This is a genomic window from Streptomyces olivochromogenes (assembly GCF_021538895.1).
GTDB lineage: Bacteria > Actinomycetota > Actinomycetes > Streptomycetales > Streptomycetaceae > Streptomyces > Streptomyces olivochromogenes_A.
The window spans coordinates 22,935-40,396 of the sequence record NZ_JADDRL010000054.1; the positions used below are offsets into that span (position 1 = coordinate 22,935).

The 17,462-nt window shown below is 69.3% G+C and carries 15 protein-coding genes and 2 pseudogenes; 11 read left to right on the forward strand and 6 right to left on the reverse strand.

Going from position 1 to position 17,462, the window contains the following annotated elements:
- Window positions 1-62: 62 nt before the first annotated feature.
- Window positions 63-1,094: a phosphogluconate dehydrogenase (NAD(+)-dependent, decarboxylating) gene (gene gnd / locus IPZ69_RS25745; protein WP_374293892.1), complete on the reverse strand. Its 1,032-nt coding sequence runs from the start codon at window positions 1,092-1,094 to the stop codon at window positions 63-65.
- A 56-nt stretch (window positions 1,095-1,150) separates the two neighbouring features.
- On the reverse strand, window positions 1,151-3,220 hold the full coding sequence (tkt, locus tag IPZ69_RS25750; RefSeq protein ID WP_235456838.1) for a transketolase: 2,070 nt from the start codon (window positions 3,218-3,220) through the stop codon (window positions 1,151-1,153).
- A 501-nt stretch (window positions 3,221-3,721) separates the two neighbouring features.
- On the opposite strand from tkt, the gene IPZ69_RS25755 reads away from it, so the two are divergent.
- Entirely contained in the window at window positions 3,722-4,930 is a 1,209-nt protein-coding gene (locus IPZ69_RS25755) for a PP2C family protein-serine/threonine phosphatase (protein ID WP_235456839.1), read from the forward strand.
- 117 nt (window positions 4,931-5,047) lie between these two features.
- Here IPZ69_RS25755 and IPZ69_RS25760 read toward each other — a convergent pair.
- Window positions 5,048-5,223 (reverse strand): annotated as a pseudogene (locus IPZ69_RS25760) (MFS transporter); the annotation flags it as partial.
- A gap of 54 nt (window positions 5,224-5,277) precedes the next feature.
- Between IPZ69_RS25760 and IPZ69_RS25765 the strand changes: the two are divergent.
- The 5 genes from IPZ69_RS25765 (at window position 5,278) to IPZ69_RS25785 (ending at window position 9,912) form a co-directional block, all read left to right on the forward strand.
- A complete protein-coding gene (locus tag IPZ69_RS25765) occupies window positions 5,278-6,078 on the forward strand; it encodes a crotonase/enoyl-CoA hydratase family protein (protein ID WP_235456840.1) in 801 nt (266 codons plus the stop codon).
- A 568-nt stretch (window positions 6,079-6,646) separates the two neighbouring features.
- Window positions 6,647-7,192, forward strand: a complete 546-nt coding sequence (locus IPZ69_RS25770; RefSeq protein WP_235456841.1) for a DUF4142 domain-containing protein — start codon at window positions 6,647-6,649, stop codon at window positions 7,190-7,192.
- 252 nt (window positions 7,193-7,444) lie between these two features.
- Entirely contained in the window at window positions 7,445-7,789 is a 345-nt protein-coding gene (locus IPZ69_RS25775) for a hypothetical protein (protein WP_235456842.1), read from the forward strand.
- Between the two features lie 140 nt (window positions 7,790-7,929).
- Complete coding sequence (locus IPZ69_RS25780; protein WP_235456843.1) at window positions 7,930-9,501, forward strand: PP2C family protein-serine/threonine phosphatase; 1,572 nt, start codon at window positions 7,930-7,932, stop codon at window positions 9,499-9,501.
- A 129-nt stretch (window positions 9,502-9,630) separates the two neighbouring features.
- Complete coding sequence (locus IPZ69_RS25785) at window positions 9,631-9,912, forward strand: hypothetical protein (RefSeq protein WP_235456844.1); 282 nt, start codon at window positions 9,631-9,633, stop codon at window positions 9,910-9,912.
- A gap of 238 nt (window positions 9,913-10,150) precedes the next feature.
- Here IPZ69_RS25785 and IPZ69_RS25790 read toward each other — a convergent pair.
- Window positions 10,151-10,327: pseudogene (locus tag IPZ69_RS25790) on the reverse strand (zinc-binding dehydrogenase); the annotation flags it as partial.
- A 233-nt stretch (window positions 10,328-10,560) separates the two neighbouring features.
- The gene (locus tag IPZ69_RS25800) at window positions 10,561-10,896 is read right to left on the reverse strand and encodes a hypothetical protein (RefSeq protein ID WP_235456887.1); all 336 of its coding nucleotides are present in this window, start codon (window positions 10,894-10,896) and stop codon (window positions 10,561-10,563) included.
- A gap of 289 nt (window positions 10,897-11,185) precedes the next feature.
- Between IPZ69_RS25800 and IPZ69_RS25805 the strand changes: the two genes are divergently transcribed.
- Window positions 11,186-12,163: an asparaginase gene (locus tag IPZ69_RS25805; protein WP_235456845.1), complete on the forward strand. Its 978-nt coding sequence runs from the start codon at window positions 11,186-11,188 to the stop codon at window positions 12,161-12,163.
- A 48-nt stretch (window positions 12,164-12,211) separates the two neighbouring features.
- Here the strand turns inward: IPZ69_RS25805 and IPZ69_RS25810 are convergent, their stop codons facing one another.
- Window positions 12,212-13,108, reverse strand: coding sequence for an alpha/beta fold hydrolase (locus tag IPZ69_RS25810; RefSeq protein ID WP_235456847.1), 897 nt, complete (start codon window positions 13,106-13,108; stop codon window positions 12,212-12,214).
- 173 nt (window positions 13,109-13,281) lie between these two features.
- Between IPZ69_RS25810 and IPZ69_RS25815 the strand changes: the two genes are divergently transcribed.
- The 4 genes from IPZ69_RS25815 to IPZ69_RS25830 all read left to right on the forward strand — a co-directional run bounded on the left by IPZ69_RS25815 (window position 13,282) and on the right by IPZ69_RS25830 (window position 17,233).
- On the forward strand, window positions 13,282-14,160 hold the full coding sequence (locus IPZ69_RS25815) for an alpha/beta fold hydrolase (RefSeq protein ID WP_235456848.1): 879 nt from the start codon (window positions 13,282-13,284) through the stop codon (window positions 14,158-14,160).
- A gap of 4 nt (window positions 14,161-14,164) precedes the next feature.
- Window positions 14,165-14,986: an SCO6745 family protein gene (locus IPZ69_RS25820; protein ID WP_235456850.1), complete on the forward strand. Its 822-nt coding sequence runs from the start codon at window positions 14,165-14,167 to the stop codon at window positions 14,984-14,986.
- 447 nt (window positions 14,987-15,433) lie between these two features.
- On the forward strand, window positions 15,434-16,015 hold the full coding sequence (locus IPZ69_RS25825; protein ID WP_235456851.1) for a hypothetical protein: 582 nt from the start codon (window positions 15,434-15,436) through the stop codon (window positions 16,013-16,015).
- Between the two features lie 213 nt (window positions 16,016-16,228).
- Entirely contained in the window at window positions 16,229-17,233 is a 1,005-nt protein-coding gene (locus tag IPZ69_RS25830) for a tetratricopeptide repeat protein (protein ID WP_235456853.1), read from the forward strand.
- Window positions 17,234-17,462: the final 229 nt, after the last annotated feature.

Below are 17,462 nucleotides of genomic sequence, written 5' to 3' on the forward strand. Positions count from 1 at the left end.
GAAGACGCGGACGGCGTCGAGGCCGAGGTCGAGGTCGAGGTCGGAGTCTGCTGCGCCACGATTCAGCCCGCCTTCTCGGCGTGCCCGCCGAACTCGCCGCGCATGGCCGAGAGCAGTTTGTCGGTGAACTCGCCAAGTCCTCGCGAGGCATAGCGCTGGTAGAGGGCGGTGGTGATCACCGGTGCGGGCACGCTCTCGTCGACCGCCGCCAGCACCGTCCAGCGGCCCTCCCCGGAATCGGAGACCCGGCCGGCGAATCCGTCGAGCTCCGGCGACCGGGCCAGCGCGTCGGCGACCAGGTCGACCAGCCAGGAGCCGACCACCGAGCCGCGCCGCCACACCTCGGCGACCTCTGCGGCGTCGATCTCGTAGGAGTAGGCCTCGGGGTCGCGCAGCGGGGCGGTCTCGGCGTCGACCGCGCGGTTGTGTAGTCCCGCGTCGGCGTGCTTGATGATGCTCAGGCCTTCGGCGATGGCGGCCATCATCCCGTACTCCACGCCGTTGTGGACCATCTTCACGAAGTGGCCGGCGCCACTGGGCCCGCAGTGCAGATAGCCGTCGGGGGCGGTGCCGGTCGTGGCGGTCCGGCCGGGGGTGGGCTCGGCACTGCCGGCGCCCGGGGCGATCGTGCGCAGCAGGGGGTCGAGGCGCTGGACGGCGTCCCTCTCTCCGCCGACCATCAGGCAGTATCCGCGCTCCAGGCCCCAGATGCCCCCGGAGGTGCCGCAGTCCACGTAGTACACACCGAGCGGCGCGAGTTGCCGGGAGCGGGTGATGTCGTCCCGGTAGTAGGAGTTGCCGCCGTCGATCACGATGTCGTCGGGGACGAGTAGGTCGGCCAGTTCGTCGACCGTGCGCTGCACCACGCCCGCGGGCAGCATCAGCCAGATGTTCCGCGGCCGGCTGAGCTTGCCGACGAGGTCCTGAAGGGAGGATGCCGCGGTGGCGCCCTCCTGCTCCAGCTCTTTCACGGCGGCGGCGTCGAGGTCGTACACCACGCAGGTGTGTCCGTCGCGCATGAGCCGGCGCACCAGGTTGGCGCCCATGCGTCCGAGTCCGACCATGCCGAGTTGCATGGGGGTGTTGGTGGTCATGGTCTGCCTTCCCGTTGCGCTCCGTACGCTCTGCACCGCACCCCGGGTGGGTGCGATCAGGTGAGGGGTCCCGGCTCCTGCTGGGCCGCCAGCACCTCACGCGCGGTCTGAGCGACCCTCTGGGGGGTGAATCCGAACTTCGTGAGCAGGTTCTTCAGCGGGGCCGACGCTCCGTAGGTGTGCATGCCGACGACCGTTCCCCGGTCGCCCACGTAGCGGTCCCAGCCGAAGGTCGACGCCTGCTCCACTCCCACACGCGCGGTGACATCGGGTGGCAGCACCGCGTCGCGGTACTCGCGCGGCTGCCGGTCGAACAGTTCCCAGCAGGGCATGCTGACCACGCGGGCCGTGATGCCCTCGGCGGCCAGTTCCTCCCGTGCCGACAGGGCGAGGGAGACCTCCGACCCGGTGGCCAGCAGCAGGACCTGCGGTGCGCCGTCGGGGGCGTCGGCCAGGACGTAGGCGCCGTGGGCCACACCGGAGGCCGGTGCGAAGACGGAGCGGTCGAGGGTGGGCAGGGCCTGGCGGGAGAGCACCAGTGCGGCCGGTTCGTGGCGCAGGGCGGCCACCACGCGCCATGTCTCCACGACCTCCGCCGCGTCGGCCGGACGGAACACCAGCAGGCCGGGCATGGCCCGGAGACCGGCGAGCTGTTCCACCGGCTGGTGGGTGGGGCCGTCCTCGCCGACGCCGATGGAGTCGTGCGTGAAGATGTGCACCACCGGGATCTCCATCAGGGCGGACAGCCGGATGGCCGCCTTGGCGTAGTCGGAGAAGATCAGGAAGCCCGACCAGTACGGCCGTAGCTTGGTCAGTGCCATGCCGTTGGCGATGGCCGCGGAGGCGTGTTCGCGCACTCCCAGGTGGAGGTTGCGTCCGCCCGGCTCGTTCGGTTGGCAGTCCCCGGCCCCGTCGAAGGTCAGTCGTGTCTTGGTGGACGGTGCCAGGTCGGCGGAACCGCCCAGCAGCCAGGGCACGCTCTGGGCCAGGGCGTTGAGGACACGGCCCGAGGAGTCCCGGCTCGCCAGTCCCTTGGCGTCGGGGGCGAACTCGGGGAGGGCCGACTCCCAGTCCTCGGGCAGTTCCCGGCGCTGCATGCGCATCACTTCGTCGGCGAGCCGCGGCCAGGCCGTCCGGTACGCCTCGAAGGTCTCGTCCCACGCCGTGCGCAGCCGCGCGCCGCGGGCGCCGATGCCCTCGGCGAAGTCCTTGTGGACAGTGTCGGGGATCAGGAAGCGTTCGTCGGGCGGCAGGCCCAGGAACCGCTTGGCGCTCCGGACCCCTTCCTCACCGAGGGGTGCGCCATGGGCCTGGGGCGAGTCCTCCACGGGCGAGCCGTATCCGATGTGGCTGTGCACCAACACCAGGGTGGGCCGCTCCTTTTCGGCGCGGAAGGTGTGGAAGGCGCGGGCAACGGCGTCCAGGTCGTTGGCGTCGGCGACGGTGGTGACGTTCCAGCCGTAGGCGAGGAACCGGGCCGCCACGTCCTCGGTGAAGGTGATGTCGGTATGGCCCTCGATGGTGATCCGGTTGGAGTCATAGATCCAGCACAGGTTCGACAGGCCCTGGTGCCCAGCGAAGGAGGCCGCCTCGGAGGAGATGCCCTCCATCATGCAGCCGTCCCCCGCCAGCGCGTAGACGTCAAAATCGAACAGCGGGAAGTCGTCCTGGTTGTACCGGGCGGCCAGCCAGCGGCCGGCCAGTGCCATGCCCACAGAGGTGGCGACTCCCTGTCCGAGTGGACCCGTCGTCGTCTCCACACCGCTGGTCCACCGGTACTCCGGGTGACCTGGGCAGCGGGAGTCGAGCTGCCGGAAGTTCTTGAGGTCGTCGAGCGTGACGGCGGGGCGTCCCAGCACCTCGTAGTCCGGGTCCACCGCACGTACGCCCACCAGGTGCAGCAGCGACCACAACAGGACGGAGGCGTGTCCCTCGGAGAGGACGAAGCGGTCCCGGTTGGGCCAGATGGGGTTCTCCGGGTCGAAGCGCAGGAACTTCTGCCACAGCGTGTACGCGACGGGGGCGATCCCCATGGGAGTGCCGGGGTGTCCGGACTCCGCCTGCTGGACGGCGTCCATGCACAGGCCACGGATGGTGTTCACCGACAGCATGTCCTGGTCGGTCATGGGCGGCGGTCCGATCTCTTCGAGTCACCAGCCCTCCCAGTACACGCCGAATCGCCGCTCCGCGCATGCCCGTGGCGATCGCCCCTGCCACCGGGCCCGGTGGGTCAGCCGTCCGCGACGGTGGCGAACGGAGACCGGTCGGCGGCCGCCCGTAACGCCGCGCCGCACGATCATTGCGGGACACGGGTCAGTCCGCGGTTGCCGCACGTCGGCGCAGCACCCGTACGCCCCGGGAACGGGAGCCTCACGAGCCCGGCGTACGGCTACGAGGGGCCGGAGCCGAAAGCCGGCACGGGCCCAACGAGCGACGGTGCTCCCCCGCGAGCAGAGTGAGGGAGTATCACCCGTGCGGGCGCCGAGAGGCCGGACGGGTGTCATCGGCCGGGCCCTTCGCAGGGCGGTGCGCGCCGGGCCCGACGACGCCGCGCGTGCCCGGCGGTGGGACGAGGAGCTTCGGCGCCTGGCGTTCGGTGTGAGACTGATACGAAAGGGGTGATCCCTGTGTCGGACCCACCGCACGCGTCCGCCGGTCCCGACACCGCCGTAAACGAGCATCGGCTGGAAGAGTTGATCATCGAGGCGCAGACGGCCCTGCCGGTCGAACTGCCCGCCTTGGCGAACCGGTGCGCTTGTGCCCTCGGACTGCAGACCGCGCTGATCTACCTCGTCGACCTGCAACAACGGCTACTCATTCCCCTCGAAGAGGCCTTGAAGCCGCTGCCGGTGGACCGCTCGCCGGCCGGCTGGGCGTACCGCACGGTCTCCCCGCGGGTGGCCGAGGCCGACGACGGCTTGATCGTCTGGATGCCTCTGGTCGACGGTGCGGAGCGGCTGGGGGTACTGGCGGTGCGGACCGCCTCGCTCGACGGGATACTGATGCGCCGCATTCGGATGCTGGCCCATCTCCTCGCCATGCTGATCACCTCCAAGCGCGCCTACAGCGACTGGCTCGCCGCCCGTACCCGCACCGCGACCATGCAGTTGCCCGCCGAGATGCTGCGGGCCTTCCTGCCGCCTCGCACCATCGGCAGCACCAGGTGCGTCTCGACAGCGGTGATGGAACCGGCGTACGACATCGCCGGCGACGCCTTCGACCACTCGGTGGTCAAGAACATCCTGCACACCATGATCCTCGACGCCATGGGGCACGATCTGACCGCCGGTCTGACCACGTCGGTCGCCATGGCGGCGGCGCGCAACGCCCGCCGCGCCGGTGGCGACCCGGCCGACGTCGTCTGCTCCGTCGACCAGGCCCTCGCCCGGTGGTTGCCCGACCAGTTCTGCACCGGCGTCGTGTGTCGGCTCGACGCCGAGACCGGGGTGCTGCGCTGGGTCAATTGCGGTCACCCCCCACCACTGCTGATCCGCGCCGACCGGGTGCTCGCCGGGGCGCTGGACAGCCCCCCACAGCCGCCGATCGGCCTGGTCGGCCCGCTCGCCCCGGCAGCCCGTCAAATTTACGAGACGACACTCGAACCGGGCGACTGCGTCCTGCTCTACACCGACGGTGTCGTGGAGGCACGCGACGCGGACGGTGCGGAGTTCGGCCTCGACCGGTTCACCGACTTCATCATCCGCTCCAACGCCGCCGACCAGCGCCCCGCCGAGGTGCTGCGGCTGCTCATCCACGCCATCCTCGATTACCAGCGCGACCAACTGCGGGACGACGTGACCATCCTGCTCTTCGAATGGCGCCCGCAGCACCGGTGACAGGGTATGGAGCCGAGCCTCGCTGTGCTCAGGCGCCGGTGGAGCAGCGGAGCGAGGGATACCAGGCCCCCGGTCAGCGCGCGGGCGGGGTAGCCGGCCGAGGCGACCGTGATACCCGAGAGCGGCGAGCGCGTAGGCGGTGCCGGACAAGGGGGAGGGCCCGGTGAGGCTGGGCTGCCGAAGGAGGCGAGGCTCCCGGTCGGGGCAGCGAGATGGGGACCGGCCACGCCGCCCAGGGTGGTCGCGACCAGACCGGTGGAAACGGCCTGGGCGCGTCGGGCGGGTGTCGCTCGCCTCGGACCGCTAGCGTCCAGTGAGTCCCATCACGCAACTGACGAGGAGGGCTCATGAGTTCCACTCCCGCGGACGCCGCCGATGTCACCGTCGAACGTGACGGGCACGTCCTGCTGATGGGCCTGAACCGCCCGGCCAAGCGCAACGCGTTCACCCGGCGGATGCTCACCGAACTGTCTGCCGCTTACGGCCTGTTGGAGTCCGACGACGACCTCTGGTGCGGGGTCCTTTTCGCCCACGGCGACCATTTCACGGGGGGCCTGGACATGGTCGATGTCGGCGCGGAGCTGGCCTCGGGGAAGTTCGACTCCCTCAAGGGCGGCCGTGACCCGTGGCGGCTGGACGGGCCCTGGACCAAGCCGGTCGTCGCGGCGGCGCAGGGCTGGGTGATGACACTGGGGATCGAACTGCTGCTCGCGGCCGACATCCGCGTGGCGGCCCAGGACGCGCGCTTTGCCCAGCTCGAAACCCGCCGCGGCATCTACCCCTTCGGTGGCGCCACCTTCCGTTTCCCCCAGCAGGCCGGCTGGGGCAACGCCATGCGCTGGATCCTCACCGGGCAGGAGTTCGACGCCGCCGAGGCGCACCGTATCGGCCTGGTGCAAGAAATCGCCGCCGACGGGCCAGCGGCGATCGAGCGCGCCACGCTGATCGCCCGCATCATCGCCGAGAAGGCGGCCCCGCTGGGAGTGAGGACCATCCTCAACTCCGCCCACCTGGCACAGGAACAGGGTGAGAGGGCCGCGATCGAGCGGCTGCGCCCCGACATCGCCCGGCTCATCGCCACCGCCGACGGCGCCGAAGGCATCCAGTCCTTCATCGAGCGCCGCGACGCCGCTTTCACCGGCCGCTGACCAGGCGGGGTGCGCTACCCGGGGATCACCCCTGGGGGCAGGCAGGGTAGGTCGGGCTCACCCCCGCCAGGTCGCGCGGCCCGTGCTGACCGTGGCCGTGGACAGTCCGGCACTCCCCACCGGGCAGGCAGCGGAGCTCTTGTGTGGAATCGCTTCACCCTCAGCGGCGCGGTGAACGGCGAGGCAACCGAACCGTTCCACCCGAGCACCCTACTCCGGTCCGAACGAATCCGATCATGCCACTCATTTTCGGAATCTCAGCTCCGGAAGTCTTCTTTCTCACCTGCGGAAAGAGACGCTCAAGGTCCTCTGCGGGGCCATTCCGGGGCCTGTCCTCGAACAGGCCGAGATGCCGTACCGAAGCCTTTGCATGTCCGGGTTGCCTCCCCTGCCCGAGCACAACTGAGGAGCCTATCGTGAGGGCCGCCGCGAAAACGCGTGCGCGTACCGGGCTCGGCTGACCCGGACTTGAAAGAGACGCTCTAGTTGACGGAGCCATCCCTCGACGGGAGTTTCCATGGGTATGTCGCGGAACGCAGTGGGAGCCATCTTCGTAGGGGCCGCTCTCATGGTGACTGTCGGGGCGATCGGCTACCCCGTGGTGCTGGGGATACAGAAGACGGGCACGGCATCATCGAGCGTGGTGGCCGACACGGACTTCGGTCCGTTGACGAAGAACGACCGTGACTTCGTGGCCGAGGTACACGCGGCGGGGCTGTTGGAACTCCCCGCCGGACGGCTGGCGTTGAAGAAGGGCACCACCGGGGACGTTCGCGCCGCCGGGCAACGCCTGGTCAACGCGGACGTCAGCCTCGACGCCACCTGCCGCAAGGTTGCTACCCGCCTCGACGTCACCCTGCCCGACAAACTCTCCCTGCAACAGCAGGCTTTGCTGACGGCCATGACCGACGACCGCGGCAGGAAGTTCGACTCGGACTTCGCCAACATATTGTGGACCGCCAACAGCCGGCTCCTACCGAGGATCGCGGACATCCGAACCACTACCAGGAACACACTGATACGCCAGCTCGCCGACCAAGCCGACACCAGCGTCCTGGACCACATGACCACGCTGGAGAAAACCGGCCGGGTCGACTACGACCAGGCCCCCTAAAGTGGCGTGATCAACCAATGTTGCGGGGCGGCCGAGTGGGAATCGGTCTGGGCTTGAGGGTGTTGACCTGGGTGACATTGACGACCGCCCGAGCCTTGTCGACGGCCTTGTACTCGGCGCTGTCGGCCACGTACATGTCTGCGCTTGCTCAGCGCTTGGCGATCCGGGCCCCATGACCGATGAGGGAGCCTCAGATCGCAGGCGCCGGACTTCAGAACTGCAGTCGTGCCCAGGGAAAGGATGGAAGCGCACATGACGACCCAGACGCCGGCCGAGCAGGCCTTGGCTCGCTCGTACACCTCCGGTGAGAGCAGCGTCAGGTTCAGCATCGCCGGTCTGTCGGTGGACCACCGGCCGAATGGTCACGCGGTGCTGGCATACCAGCTCACCGTAGAACGCAAGGGCTGGCCGGACGAACGTTGGGCGGTCGATCTGCCCATGGACGACCGGTCCTTCGCCGACGTATTGGCCGCCTCCGCACCCGATCCCGACCGACTGCGGCAGCTCGTGCACCTAGTCCACGCCCTGCTGGAGGAGTGGTGGGACACCAAGGGCCACAATCGGCAGTCGGCGAAGCTGGGACGCCGACTTCTCTGAGGCCATCGGCTTCGCGGCTCGCACGCGCTATTGCTGTTCGCGAATCTTCTGGTTGGCAGCAGTGGCCTCGCGCTGCCGCGACTGCTCGGCCCGGCGTGGTGCCGCAGGTACCGGATTCGATCGTCGGTAGCGTCGGTCGTGTGCTGTCGTTGCGTGGTCTGACCGGGTCGAGGTTGCTGCTGGTTGCCGTGGTTGGCATGGCAGCGTTGTTGGCGGTCGGCGTCGCCGTGGTGGGGCTGGTATTGAACGCACACCATGAACGGGCCGCACGCCGGATCGAGACGCGCTGGCGCCCGGCCATCGCAGAACTCGGTGCCATCCACGCGGCAGCGGGTGACCTGCGGGCCGCGGCACTGGCCGCAGCGGCGAGCCAGGAACTGCGCAAGGACGCCCAGGTGGCATTGGGAGAGCACCTGAAGGTGCTGCGGCAGCTGGCCGCCAGTGCGGACACTGAGGTATTCGCGAAAGCCACGGACCTCGAACGCAGTGCCACCCGATGGCTGGAACAGGCCCGCCCCAACGCGGTGGCGGACGGCGTACGGGTCTACGCGCTGCCTGCATCCGCGGCCGGCGCGGATCCCGCTGAGGGCACCTACGCGGCGGTCGACGCCCGGGCACGGACACTCGCGGCACTACTGGAGCAGCGCAGAGGCAAGGACGTGCAAGCCACGTCATGGCACATGACCGGGGTGATGCTCTACATCCTGGGCCTGTCGGGTGCGTTGCTGGTCACGGCGGTGGTGTCGGCAGTGGTGCTTCAACGTCGCTATCTCGCCCCTGCGGGCGCGCTCGCCAAGAACCTTCGGCGCGCGGCCAGCGGCGACACATCCGCCAGGACGCCGTCCAAAGGCGACCGGGGGTGGATCGGCCGGCTGACCCGGGAGGCCGAAGGGGTACGCGAGCGCCTGGCCCTGTCCCAGCGCCAGGCCCGCCGTGACCAGGAAGCCCTCGTCCAGGTGGGGCCTGCGGTCAAAGGCCTGCACAAGATCCTGGCCACCTGCGAGGACCCGGGCCCCGGAATCGTGGCTGCCGGCGACGTGCGCGCGGCCGAGGGCCTGATCGCCGGGGACTACCTCGGCACCGTACCGCTGCCCGACGGGACCACCGCCGTCTTCCTCGGCGACGTCTGCGGGCACGGTGTCGCCGCCGGACTGCTGGCCGTGCGCCTGAAAAGCGTCGTGATGGTGGGCCTGCGACTGGGTGTCGATCTGGACACGTCGGTGCGGGCGGTGAGCCACGCCTTGGCGGACGAGGAAGAGCGCTTCACCACGCTGGCCATCGCCGTCCTGGACCCACAACGCTCCACCCTCACCTGGGTGAACGCCGGCCACGAGGAGCCATTCCTGCGGCGGAGCGACGGCACGGTCGAGCGCCTGGAGGCGACCGGCCCCATCGTCCACCCGCTTCTGGGCGCCCCACCCGGCACCTGGCAGACGCGCACCACCCGCCTCGGACCCGGCGATCTGCTGGTGCTGTCCACCGACGGCCTCATCGAAGGCCGCGGCAACAATGGCGAGGAGTTCGGCGACCATCGAGTCGCTCGCATCCTGGCCGGACTGAACGACCCCACCCCATCAGCCGCCATCAGCGCCCTCTACACAGCCGCCGAACAGTTCGCCATGAACTGGGCAAGAGACGACGTCAGCCTCCTCGCAGCCGCTCCCGCGCCAGCGATGCCCCCGCTCCAGAACCTTCACTATGACAACGGCTGACACAATGAGGTGGACCGAGCCCTGTTCCCGTGTTCGGACGACGAGTTGACCGCTGTCCGGGGCGTGCGGGGCATCGCCGTGAATCGTGTTGGACGCTGAACAAGGCGGAACGGAAGGTCAGTTGGCGAGTTGCGTTTCGGGAAGGGCGTGCTCTATCAGTACGCGGGCGGCCTCAAGGGCGTCATGGCGGGGGCAGGGACTGTCGAGGGAGGTCGACAGGGCGGTGGCGCCCTCAAGGAGGACGGCCAGCTGACGGCCCAACTGTTCCGGGTCTGCGGCGCCTGCGCGCGCGGAGATGCCGGTGAGCTGCCGGGCGACGCCGCTCTTGTGGTGGTGGACCAGTTCCTGCACGTCGGGCATGTGCCCCGCGGCTTCGACGGCTCCGAGGAACCGGCCGCCGCAGCCGAGTGACGTCGCCCGCGCGGCTCCTTGACGTCATCACCGCCCACGGGCATCAACATCACATCGTAGTGTCCGGCCACCCCCGGCGAAACATGCCGTCCAGGGCGTGCAGCATGGCCGCGGTGCCCACGCCAGCGGCAGGAAGACTCCGAGCTTGTGCAGGTCCGGGTGCCGGTCGGACGAGCCGATCGCGCCCTGGTCATGGTCAGGACCTGGCGGAGCCGAGCCCCTCGTGCGCCGGGCGCCGTCAGTCGACCACGAGGACCAGCTTGCCCGATGTACGGCCCATCTCGCCGAGCGCGTGCGCCTTGGCGGCCTCCGCCAGCGGAAAGGTCCCGGCGATCTCGGCGCGCAGTGCGCCCGCCGCGGCCAGGTCCGCGACGGCCCGCATTCCGTAGTGATCGGCGTCGACGAGGAGCCCGGCATCCAAGCCCCGTGGCTCTACAACGCCCTGGGCAGTCCCTGGAAGGCCGAGGAGGACCCAGGAGGACCCAAGAGACGATGCGTCAGATTCTCAACACCGTCTACGGAACCGGGCCCCGCGGCCTGCCCGGCAACGACGGTCTCGCCTCTGTGTACCGAAGTGAGGCGATGCCCTCGGCGCCCTTCCGCGTCGAGGGCATCATGGCCGGCCCGGTCAGGGCCGGCTCCACGCCTTCAGTGCATGACCTTGGTGCACGTGACCGTGGTGTTCCCGTTGCTCGTCCGCACGACCCACTTGCTGCCGCTCAGCCCGCCGAGGTCGAACTTTCCCGACTTGTCCGTGGACACGGTGCCCGAGCTGGAGCCCCTGTAGGTCACCTTCGTCCCGCTGGGAAATCCCACACCCCAGAGGTGGTACTTGCCGTTCGACTCCGTTTCGACGTGGCACACCGCGGCCGACGGCGCCTTGGCCGCGACCGGGGCAGCGGCGTGTGCGGCAACCGCGGGGCCCACGGCCAGCGCCGGGGTGACCAGGAACGCAACTGCTGCGAGACGACGAGTCCGGTTCATCATTCAACCTGCCTTGGACGCTACGAATGCGGCCCGTGGGACGTGACGGCTCCGTCACCCGCGGCGGCGGTCGCACAGAACCCCGAGGGCGGAAATCCTCGCTCCGTCACGCCGTGCAGATGTCACCCCACATGGTCGACGCGTGCCCGGCTGTTCCGTGGCACTTCGTGGGGTTCGAGACGTCCTCCATCGTATCGTCCGGGTTGTCGCGCAGCATCTCGCGCACCGGGGTCGGACGGGACGAGCGGCGTAACCTGACGGCTGCTGTTGCGGACGAGGGAGGCCAAGCATGCGTGTGGCGGTGTTCGCGCTCGGGGGCACGATTTCGGTGTCAGGGCGTGCCAGGGGGGAACGGCTGACGGGCGCGGAGATCACCTCAGCGGTGCCGGGGCTGGACACGCTCGGGGTGACGCTGGACGTACGCGATGTCCATGCCGTGCCGAGCGGGAGCCTGACGTTCGCCCATGTCCTCGACGTCGTCCGGGACGCCGCGCGGGCCGTGGCGGAGGGGGCGGACGGTGTGGTCGTCACGCAGGGGACGGACACGCTGGAGGAGACCGCGTTCATCGCCGACCTGGTGTGGGCGCATGACGCACCGTTCGTACTGACCGGGGCGATGCGGCAGCCGAGCATGGCCGGCGCCGACGGACCGGCCAACGTGCTCGCGGCGGTACGCGTCGCCGTGTCGCGCGAGGCGCGCGGGCTCGGTGCACTGGTGGCCTTCAACGACGAGGTGCACGCGGCGCGTTGGGTACGCAAGTCGCACAGCACGAGCACGGCGACCTTCGTGTCACCGAACGCCGGTCCCGTGGGGCACGTCGTGGAGGGCCGGGTGCGGGTCCTTGCCCCGCCGCCGCGTCGAGGCATCCTGCCGGACGCCTTCGACGCCGAGCGGCTCGACGCCGTACGCGTCGCCCTGCACACGGTCACGCTCGACGACGACGGCGCCCAACTCGTCGGGCTGGACGGGACGCACCAGGGCCTGGTGGTCGCCGGCTTCGGGGTAGGGCACGTTCCGGCGTCGCTCGTACCCGTGCTGGGCGCGCTGGCCGAGCGCATTCCCGTCGTGCTGACCTCCCGCACGGGCGGTGGCGCGGTGCTGCGGCACACCTACCACCAGCCCGGCTCGGAGACGGACCTGCAAGAGCGCGGACTGGTCAACGGCGGGCTGCTCGATCCGTACAAGGCCAGAGTGCTGCTCCGGCTGCTGCTCACCGCGGGTGCGGATCGCGACAAGGTGGCGTCGGCGTTCGCCGAACACGGCTAAGGTCCGGCTTCCGGCCCGGACGGCAGTCCGGACAGGCAGCGGCTCGCGTCACGCCCGGTCCGCGCCCTCGGTCAGAAAGGCCGTGAGGGCCTCCGCCACGGCGTCGGGTGCCTCGACCTGCGGGTAGTGCCCGACAGGGGCAGGCACGGCGAGTTCGACGATGTGCGCGGCCGTGAGGCGGGCCCGGATCCGTTCCAGGACGTGCGCGCCGCTGATGGGATCGGCCGGGCCCCAGACGAACAGCGTCGGTCCCGGGTACTCCTCCAACGCGCCCACCCAGCGGGCGGCGTGCTGCTTGCGCTCGTCGATGTAGCGCAGCAGCCGGTGGGCGAGCAGATGGCCGTTCTCGTGCGAGACGCTCTCCCACATGGCGTGCAGGTCTTCCTCCGCCACGGGCCGGGCGAGGACCTGACGCATGGACGAGGTGAAGCGGCGTTCCGTCATGGCGTGTACGAGCACCGCTCCGGCGCGGCTGTGCAGCAGGCGCTGCGGGGCGATGGGCCGGTGCAGGTCCGGATACAGGCCGCCGTTCAGCCACGCCATACGACGGACCCGGCCCGGGTCGCGCGCCAGCAGTTCCTGGCCGACGCTGACTCCGTAGTCGTGGGCCACCAGCGCCGTGTCACCGATGCCCAGGGCCTGCCAGACGCCTTCGACGAGTTCGGCCTGTTCCACGACGGAGTAGACGTGGTCGCGCGGCTTGTCGCTCGCCCCGAAACCGAGGAGGTCGAGCGTGAGCACACGGCAGCCGTGCGCGGCAAGGTGCGGCACGACCACGGACCAGTCGTGCGAGGACGTGGGAAACCCGTGGATCAGGGTGACCGGCAGTCCGTCGGCCGGACCGTCCTGACGCACGAACAGCTCGAAGCCGCGCGAACGCGTCGTCACACGCATCCGGCCGCCACCTGCGACCCACTCACCGATGTCGGGCAAAACCCCCGCCATGACAGCTCCTCCACGCTTCGAGGCAGGCAACTACGACCGACACTCAATATCAGAGCCCGTCGGGCGGCGGGCACACCGGGCGCCGGTGTCGGCCGGTGCGCGCCCCTCGCCCTTGACAAACCCCTCGCACAGCTGAAGGCTGACCGACCAGTCGGTATGAAGGGGCGGAGCGTGTGACCGAGTTGAGCATCTCCACTGCGGTGGGCCTATTTGACGCGGTCGCGGCGGGCCCGCGCGAGGGCCGCCCGGTGTTGTTGCTGCACGGCTTCCCGCAGACGGGCCGGGCATGGCAACAGCAGATCATGACGCTGGCCGCGCACGGTTACCGGGTCGTGGCACCCGACCAGCGTGGGTACTCCCCCGGGGCTCGCCCCGAACAGCCCGAGGACTACCGCATCAGCGTCCTGGTCGACGACGTGGTCGCGATCACGGAAGAACTGGGCTGGGCATCGTTCGACCTGGTCGGTCATGACTGGGGAGGCGCAGTCGCGTGGTGGACCGCCCATGCCCACCCCGGCCGCATACGTACCCTGACGGTTGTCTCGACCCCGCATCCCGGCGCCCTGGCCACCACTCTGCGCACGGACCCCGATCAGCGCGAACGATCGCGCTACATGACCGACTGGCGCGAAACGCCCGCGACTGAAGAGCTCATGCTCGCCAACAACGCCGAGGTACTTCGCGGGATGTACGCCGGGAAGATCCCGCAGGACAGTGTCGAGGCCTACGTGCGGCACCTTTCCCAGCCGGGCGCACTCACCGCGGCACTGAACTGGTACCGGGCCGGCCGCCCCGACGGCGCGATCGGCGCGGTCGACGTGCCCACTCTGTACGTCTGGAGCACGGAGGACAGCGCGTTCGGCCCGGCGGCGGCGCAGGAGACCGGGCAGTGGATCAAAGGGCCGTACCGGTTCGAGACCCTCCAAGGCGTCAGCCACTGGGTCCCGGAAGAGGCGCCGGAGACACTGAGCCGACTGCTGCTCGAACATCTGTGCGGGCACGGCCAGTACGGAACCACAGCGAACACCCGTCTGCCGAATCCCGGAAGGTGACGCGATGAAGACCGCGCGAGCAGCCTGGCGCCGACTCGAACCCGTACACGGCATGATCTACTTCGCCCCCGAGGCAAGGCGGCGGTACGCGGACCTCGGACTGAGCGGACGGGCCGGGTACTTCGCTTCCCGCAGCGCCGCCTTCGGCCGAGCATCCGCTCAGCTCGTCATCGCGACCTTCTACAACTTCAACCCCGATTTGGTACGGAAGGCGGTCCACGGGGTCTGGGACGCGACGACACCGCAGCAGGTGCTGGACGCGCGGAACGCCGCCGCGAGTGAGGCCCTGCGGCGAGCCGGGATCCACGAACTCCCCGCTCTCGACGAGGTCTTGGCACTGACTCGCAGGGCCGCCCACTCCGCAGGCGAGCACGCTCAAGGCCGCCCGCTGTTCGCGGCACATGCCGCCCTGCCTTGGCCGGATGAACCCGTACTGCAACTCTGGCACGCCCAGACGCTGCTCCGGGAGTTCCGGGGAGACGGCCATGTCGCGTGCTTGCTCACCGAGGGTGTCGGAGGCCTGGAGGCCTTGATTCTGCACGCTGCCACCGGTGACGTTCCCATCGACTTCCTCAAGGCGAGCCGCGCATGGCCCGAGGACGAGTGGGCCGACACCAAGGAGCGACTGCGCACGCGGGGTCTCCTCGACGGCGATTCCCTCAGCCCGGAGGGCGTACGCCTGCGTCAGCACATCGAGGACCGCACCGACCGCCTGGCCCTCCCCGCCTACGCCGTCCTGGGTGACAGCGGCTGCGAACGTCTCGCCGAACTCGCAAGCCCCTTCGGCCGCGCCGTTGTCGAAGCCGGCCTCCTCAAGGTCGGCTGAACAGGTCTTTCACCCGGGCCACTTCCCGCCTGATCCGCGGCGTCGACACGGCCAACAGCAAGCCATAGCCTCACACCGTGAGTGATGCACCGCTGCCTGAGGGCCGACCGCACGCTTGCTTTCGTTCGGAGCAGTGGACGACGGTGACTGTGTGGGCCTGCCGATGCCAACGGTCTCGTCGAACGCTTCCCCGAACTCCCCGAGTTGGTTCGGCTCCGGATCGTAGGGCCTTCGCACGTCGATGTCGTCGCATCCGCCCTTACCGTCTACGCCGCGATGAGCGACAACGAAGCGGGCTTGCCGCCGGGTGGATGAACAGAGTGGCGGCAGGGCCGTTTCAGAATGACCTGTTGCGGCAGCGGATGCCGACTGGGCATCGGCACGGAGGTGAACCAATGGGTCGGGCCTGAGCCTTGCGTGTCGGTGGCCGTGGCTATCGTCTGTGTCTTGGCCTCAAGCGATCATTTGCTCGATCTGATCCAGAACACGCCGGACGTCTACGACCTACTGCGGGCGTCTTTCGAGTTCGACCTCGAACGGAAGCAGTGCGGTGAGGGTTTGAGGCTTGCCTCAGGTGCGCCACTGGAGGTGATTGCAGGGGACTTCGCGGGTGGGGCGTACTTCCTGTGCAGCGAGACAGGAGGCCGCCGGCCAGTGGTCTTCGCGAACTCCGAAGGCGAGGGCGGCCTGATCGCCGACGACCTGGCCGACGCGCTGGAGATCATCATCGGGCTGGGATGGCAGGACTGTCTTCGCTTCTCCGGCGGCGGCGATGTGGAGGTCATGCAGGCCTCTGCCCAGCATCTCGAAGGGCATCTGGCCAGAGACAATCCGGAGATCGCCGAGGAACGTGCCCGCCTGGCTGCGGCACTGTCGCTGCGCATCCTGCCTGTCGCCGACCTCGTCATCCGCTTGCAGGCGGCGGCTTCGAGGACCCAGCCCGACTACGTGGTGACCACCGAGGATGGGGAGGCCTACGATCCGCTGTTCGGCGAGTACTCGGAACCCCGCCACGGTGGCTGGCGCTGAGTTGGACGGACTTCCGGCTCGCCTGACGTTCCGGTCTTGGCGCGGCAGAATCCGCGACCGTGTCCGCTGACCTCGTTCCTGATGACCTCTGGAAGCGCACAGCCCCGCTGCTTCCCACTCGGCCTGTCAGCCACGACAAGATCATGGCATCACGTCCAGCGCTGCCCTGATGCGCGGGCCGAGAGTCGGCCGGATCAGGGATATCCTCGGACGATGTCGAATCGGGCGGCAGCAGCTGGAGTAGGTCTCGCGCGGGTGATGGCGCACTGCGGGGGCAGCCCGGCCGCGGCCGTGCACTACTTGGCGGGAGCCATTGCCTCCTCGCCGGAGAACCCCGAGCCCTACTCGGTTCTCGCCGAGTTGTGGAGGGACAAGCCGTCCGAACTGGCCGAGGTCGTTCAGGGTACCGACTCCTTGAGGACGGTACTGACGCAGTCGTACATCTGCTTCCTTCAGGACGACATGGACGGCGCGGCGCTCGCGATCGGATCGGTCACGGGTGTGCGACCCGACATCGCATGGGCCAAGGCCCCCTGGTTCAGCGATGGACGATTTCTCGGTGGGGTGAGTGCCGACGCGCTGGCCGAGGCCGCAATGCGGACGATTGACCGTTGCCATGATCTGGACACCGACAGCATGCGGGAACGGTTCCAGCCCTGGTTCGCAGCCATCGACACCGTCTCTGCCCGCCAGCCGTTGCCGGATGCGTTGGCCAAAATGGCGATCTTGCTGCGGGCATGCGGTCTCACCGAAGGGTCGTTCGACCTCTGCGACCAGGCGGACTCCGTTGAGCGGGCCATGCTGACGGAAGTCGTACGAGCGGGCACGTGGCGCAAGCTGGGCGATCCGGAACAGGCCGCGGCGGCGTTCGAGCGCGCTCTTGCCCTGGACCCGGCCAACTGGTCGCTCTATCTCGACTTGGCTGATGTGCGTGCCGAGCAGGGCGACTTCACCTCTGCGGTCCGGCTGATCGATCAGGGGCTGAAGTACGAGCCGACTGAACTCACACTTCGCGCGGCCGGGGCTGCCTACCGTGCCCGGCTCACCGGCTCGCCTGCCGAACTGAGAGAACTCATCGAACTGGCGCCGAATCTGCCGAACGACTCGTACCGGGACTTGCTGATTGATCACGCATGTAATGGTCCTGCCCTGCCTGCCGAACTCGTAGCGGAGGCCCGACGCATCCAGGACAGTTCAGGCTCAGCCCTCGACGGGTAACAGTTCGAGCTGATGAGCGCCCAGTAGCGCGACCCGAAGTCCTACTGGCGTTGTGGAAGCCCTGACCCCCGCCGCCCGGCATTGGCCCGTGCACGGGCCAATGCCGGAGAATCCGCGCGGCCGGCTGGTGCAGATCTCCACGCGCCGGTACACCGACCGGATGCGCAGCCAGGCAGCACGGCGACGGCACGAGGACCTGATGGCAAGGGAGCCGACCGCGGCCGAGGCT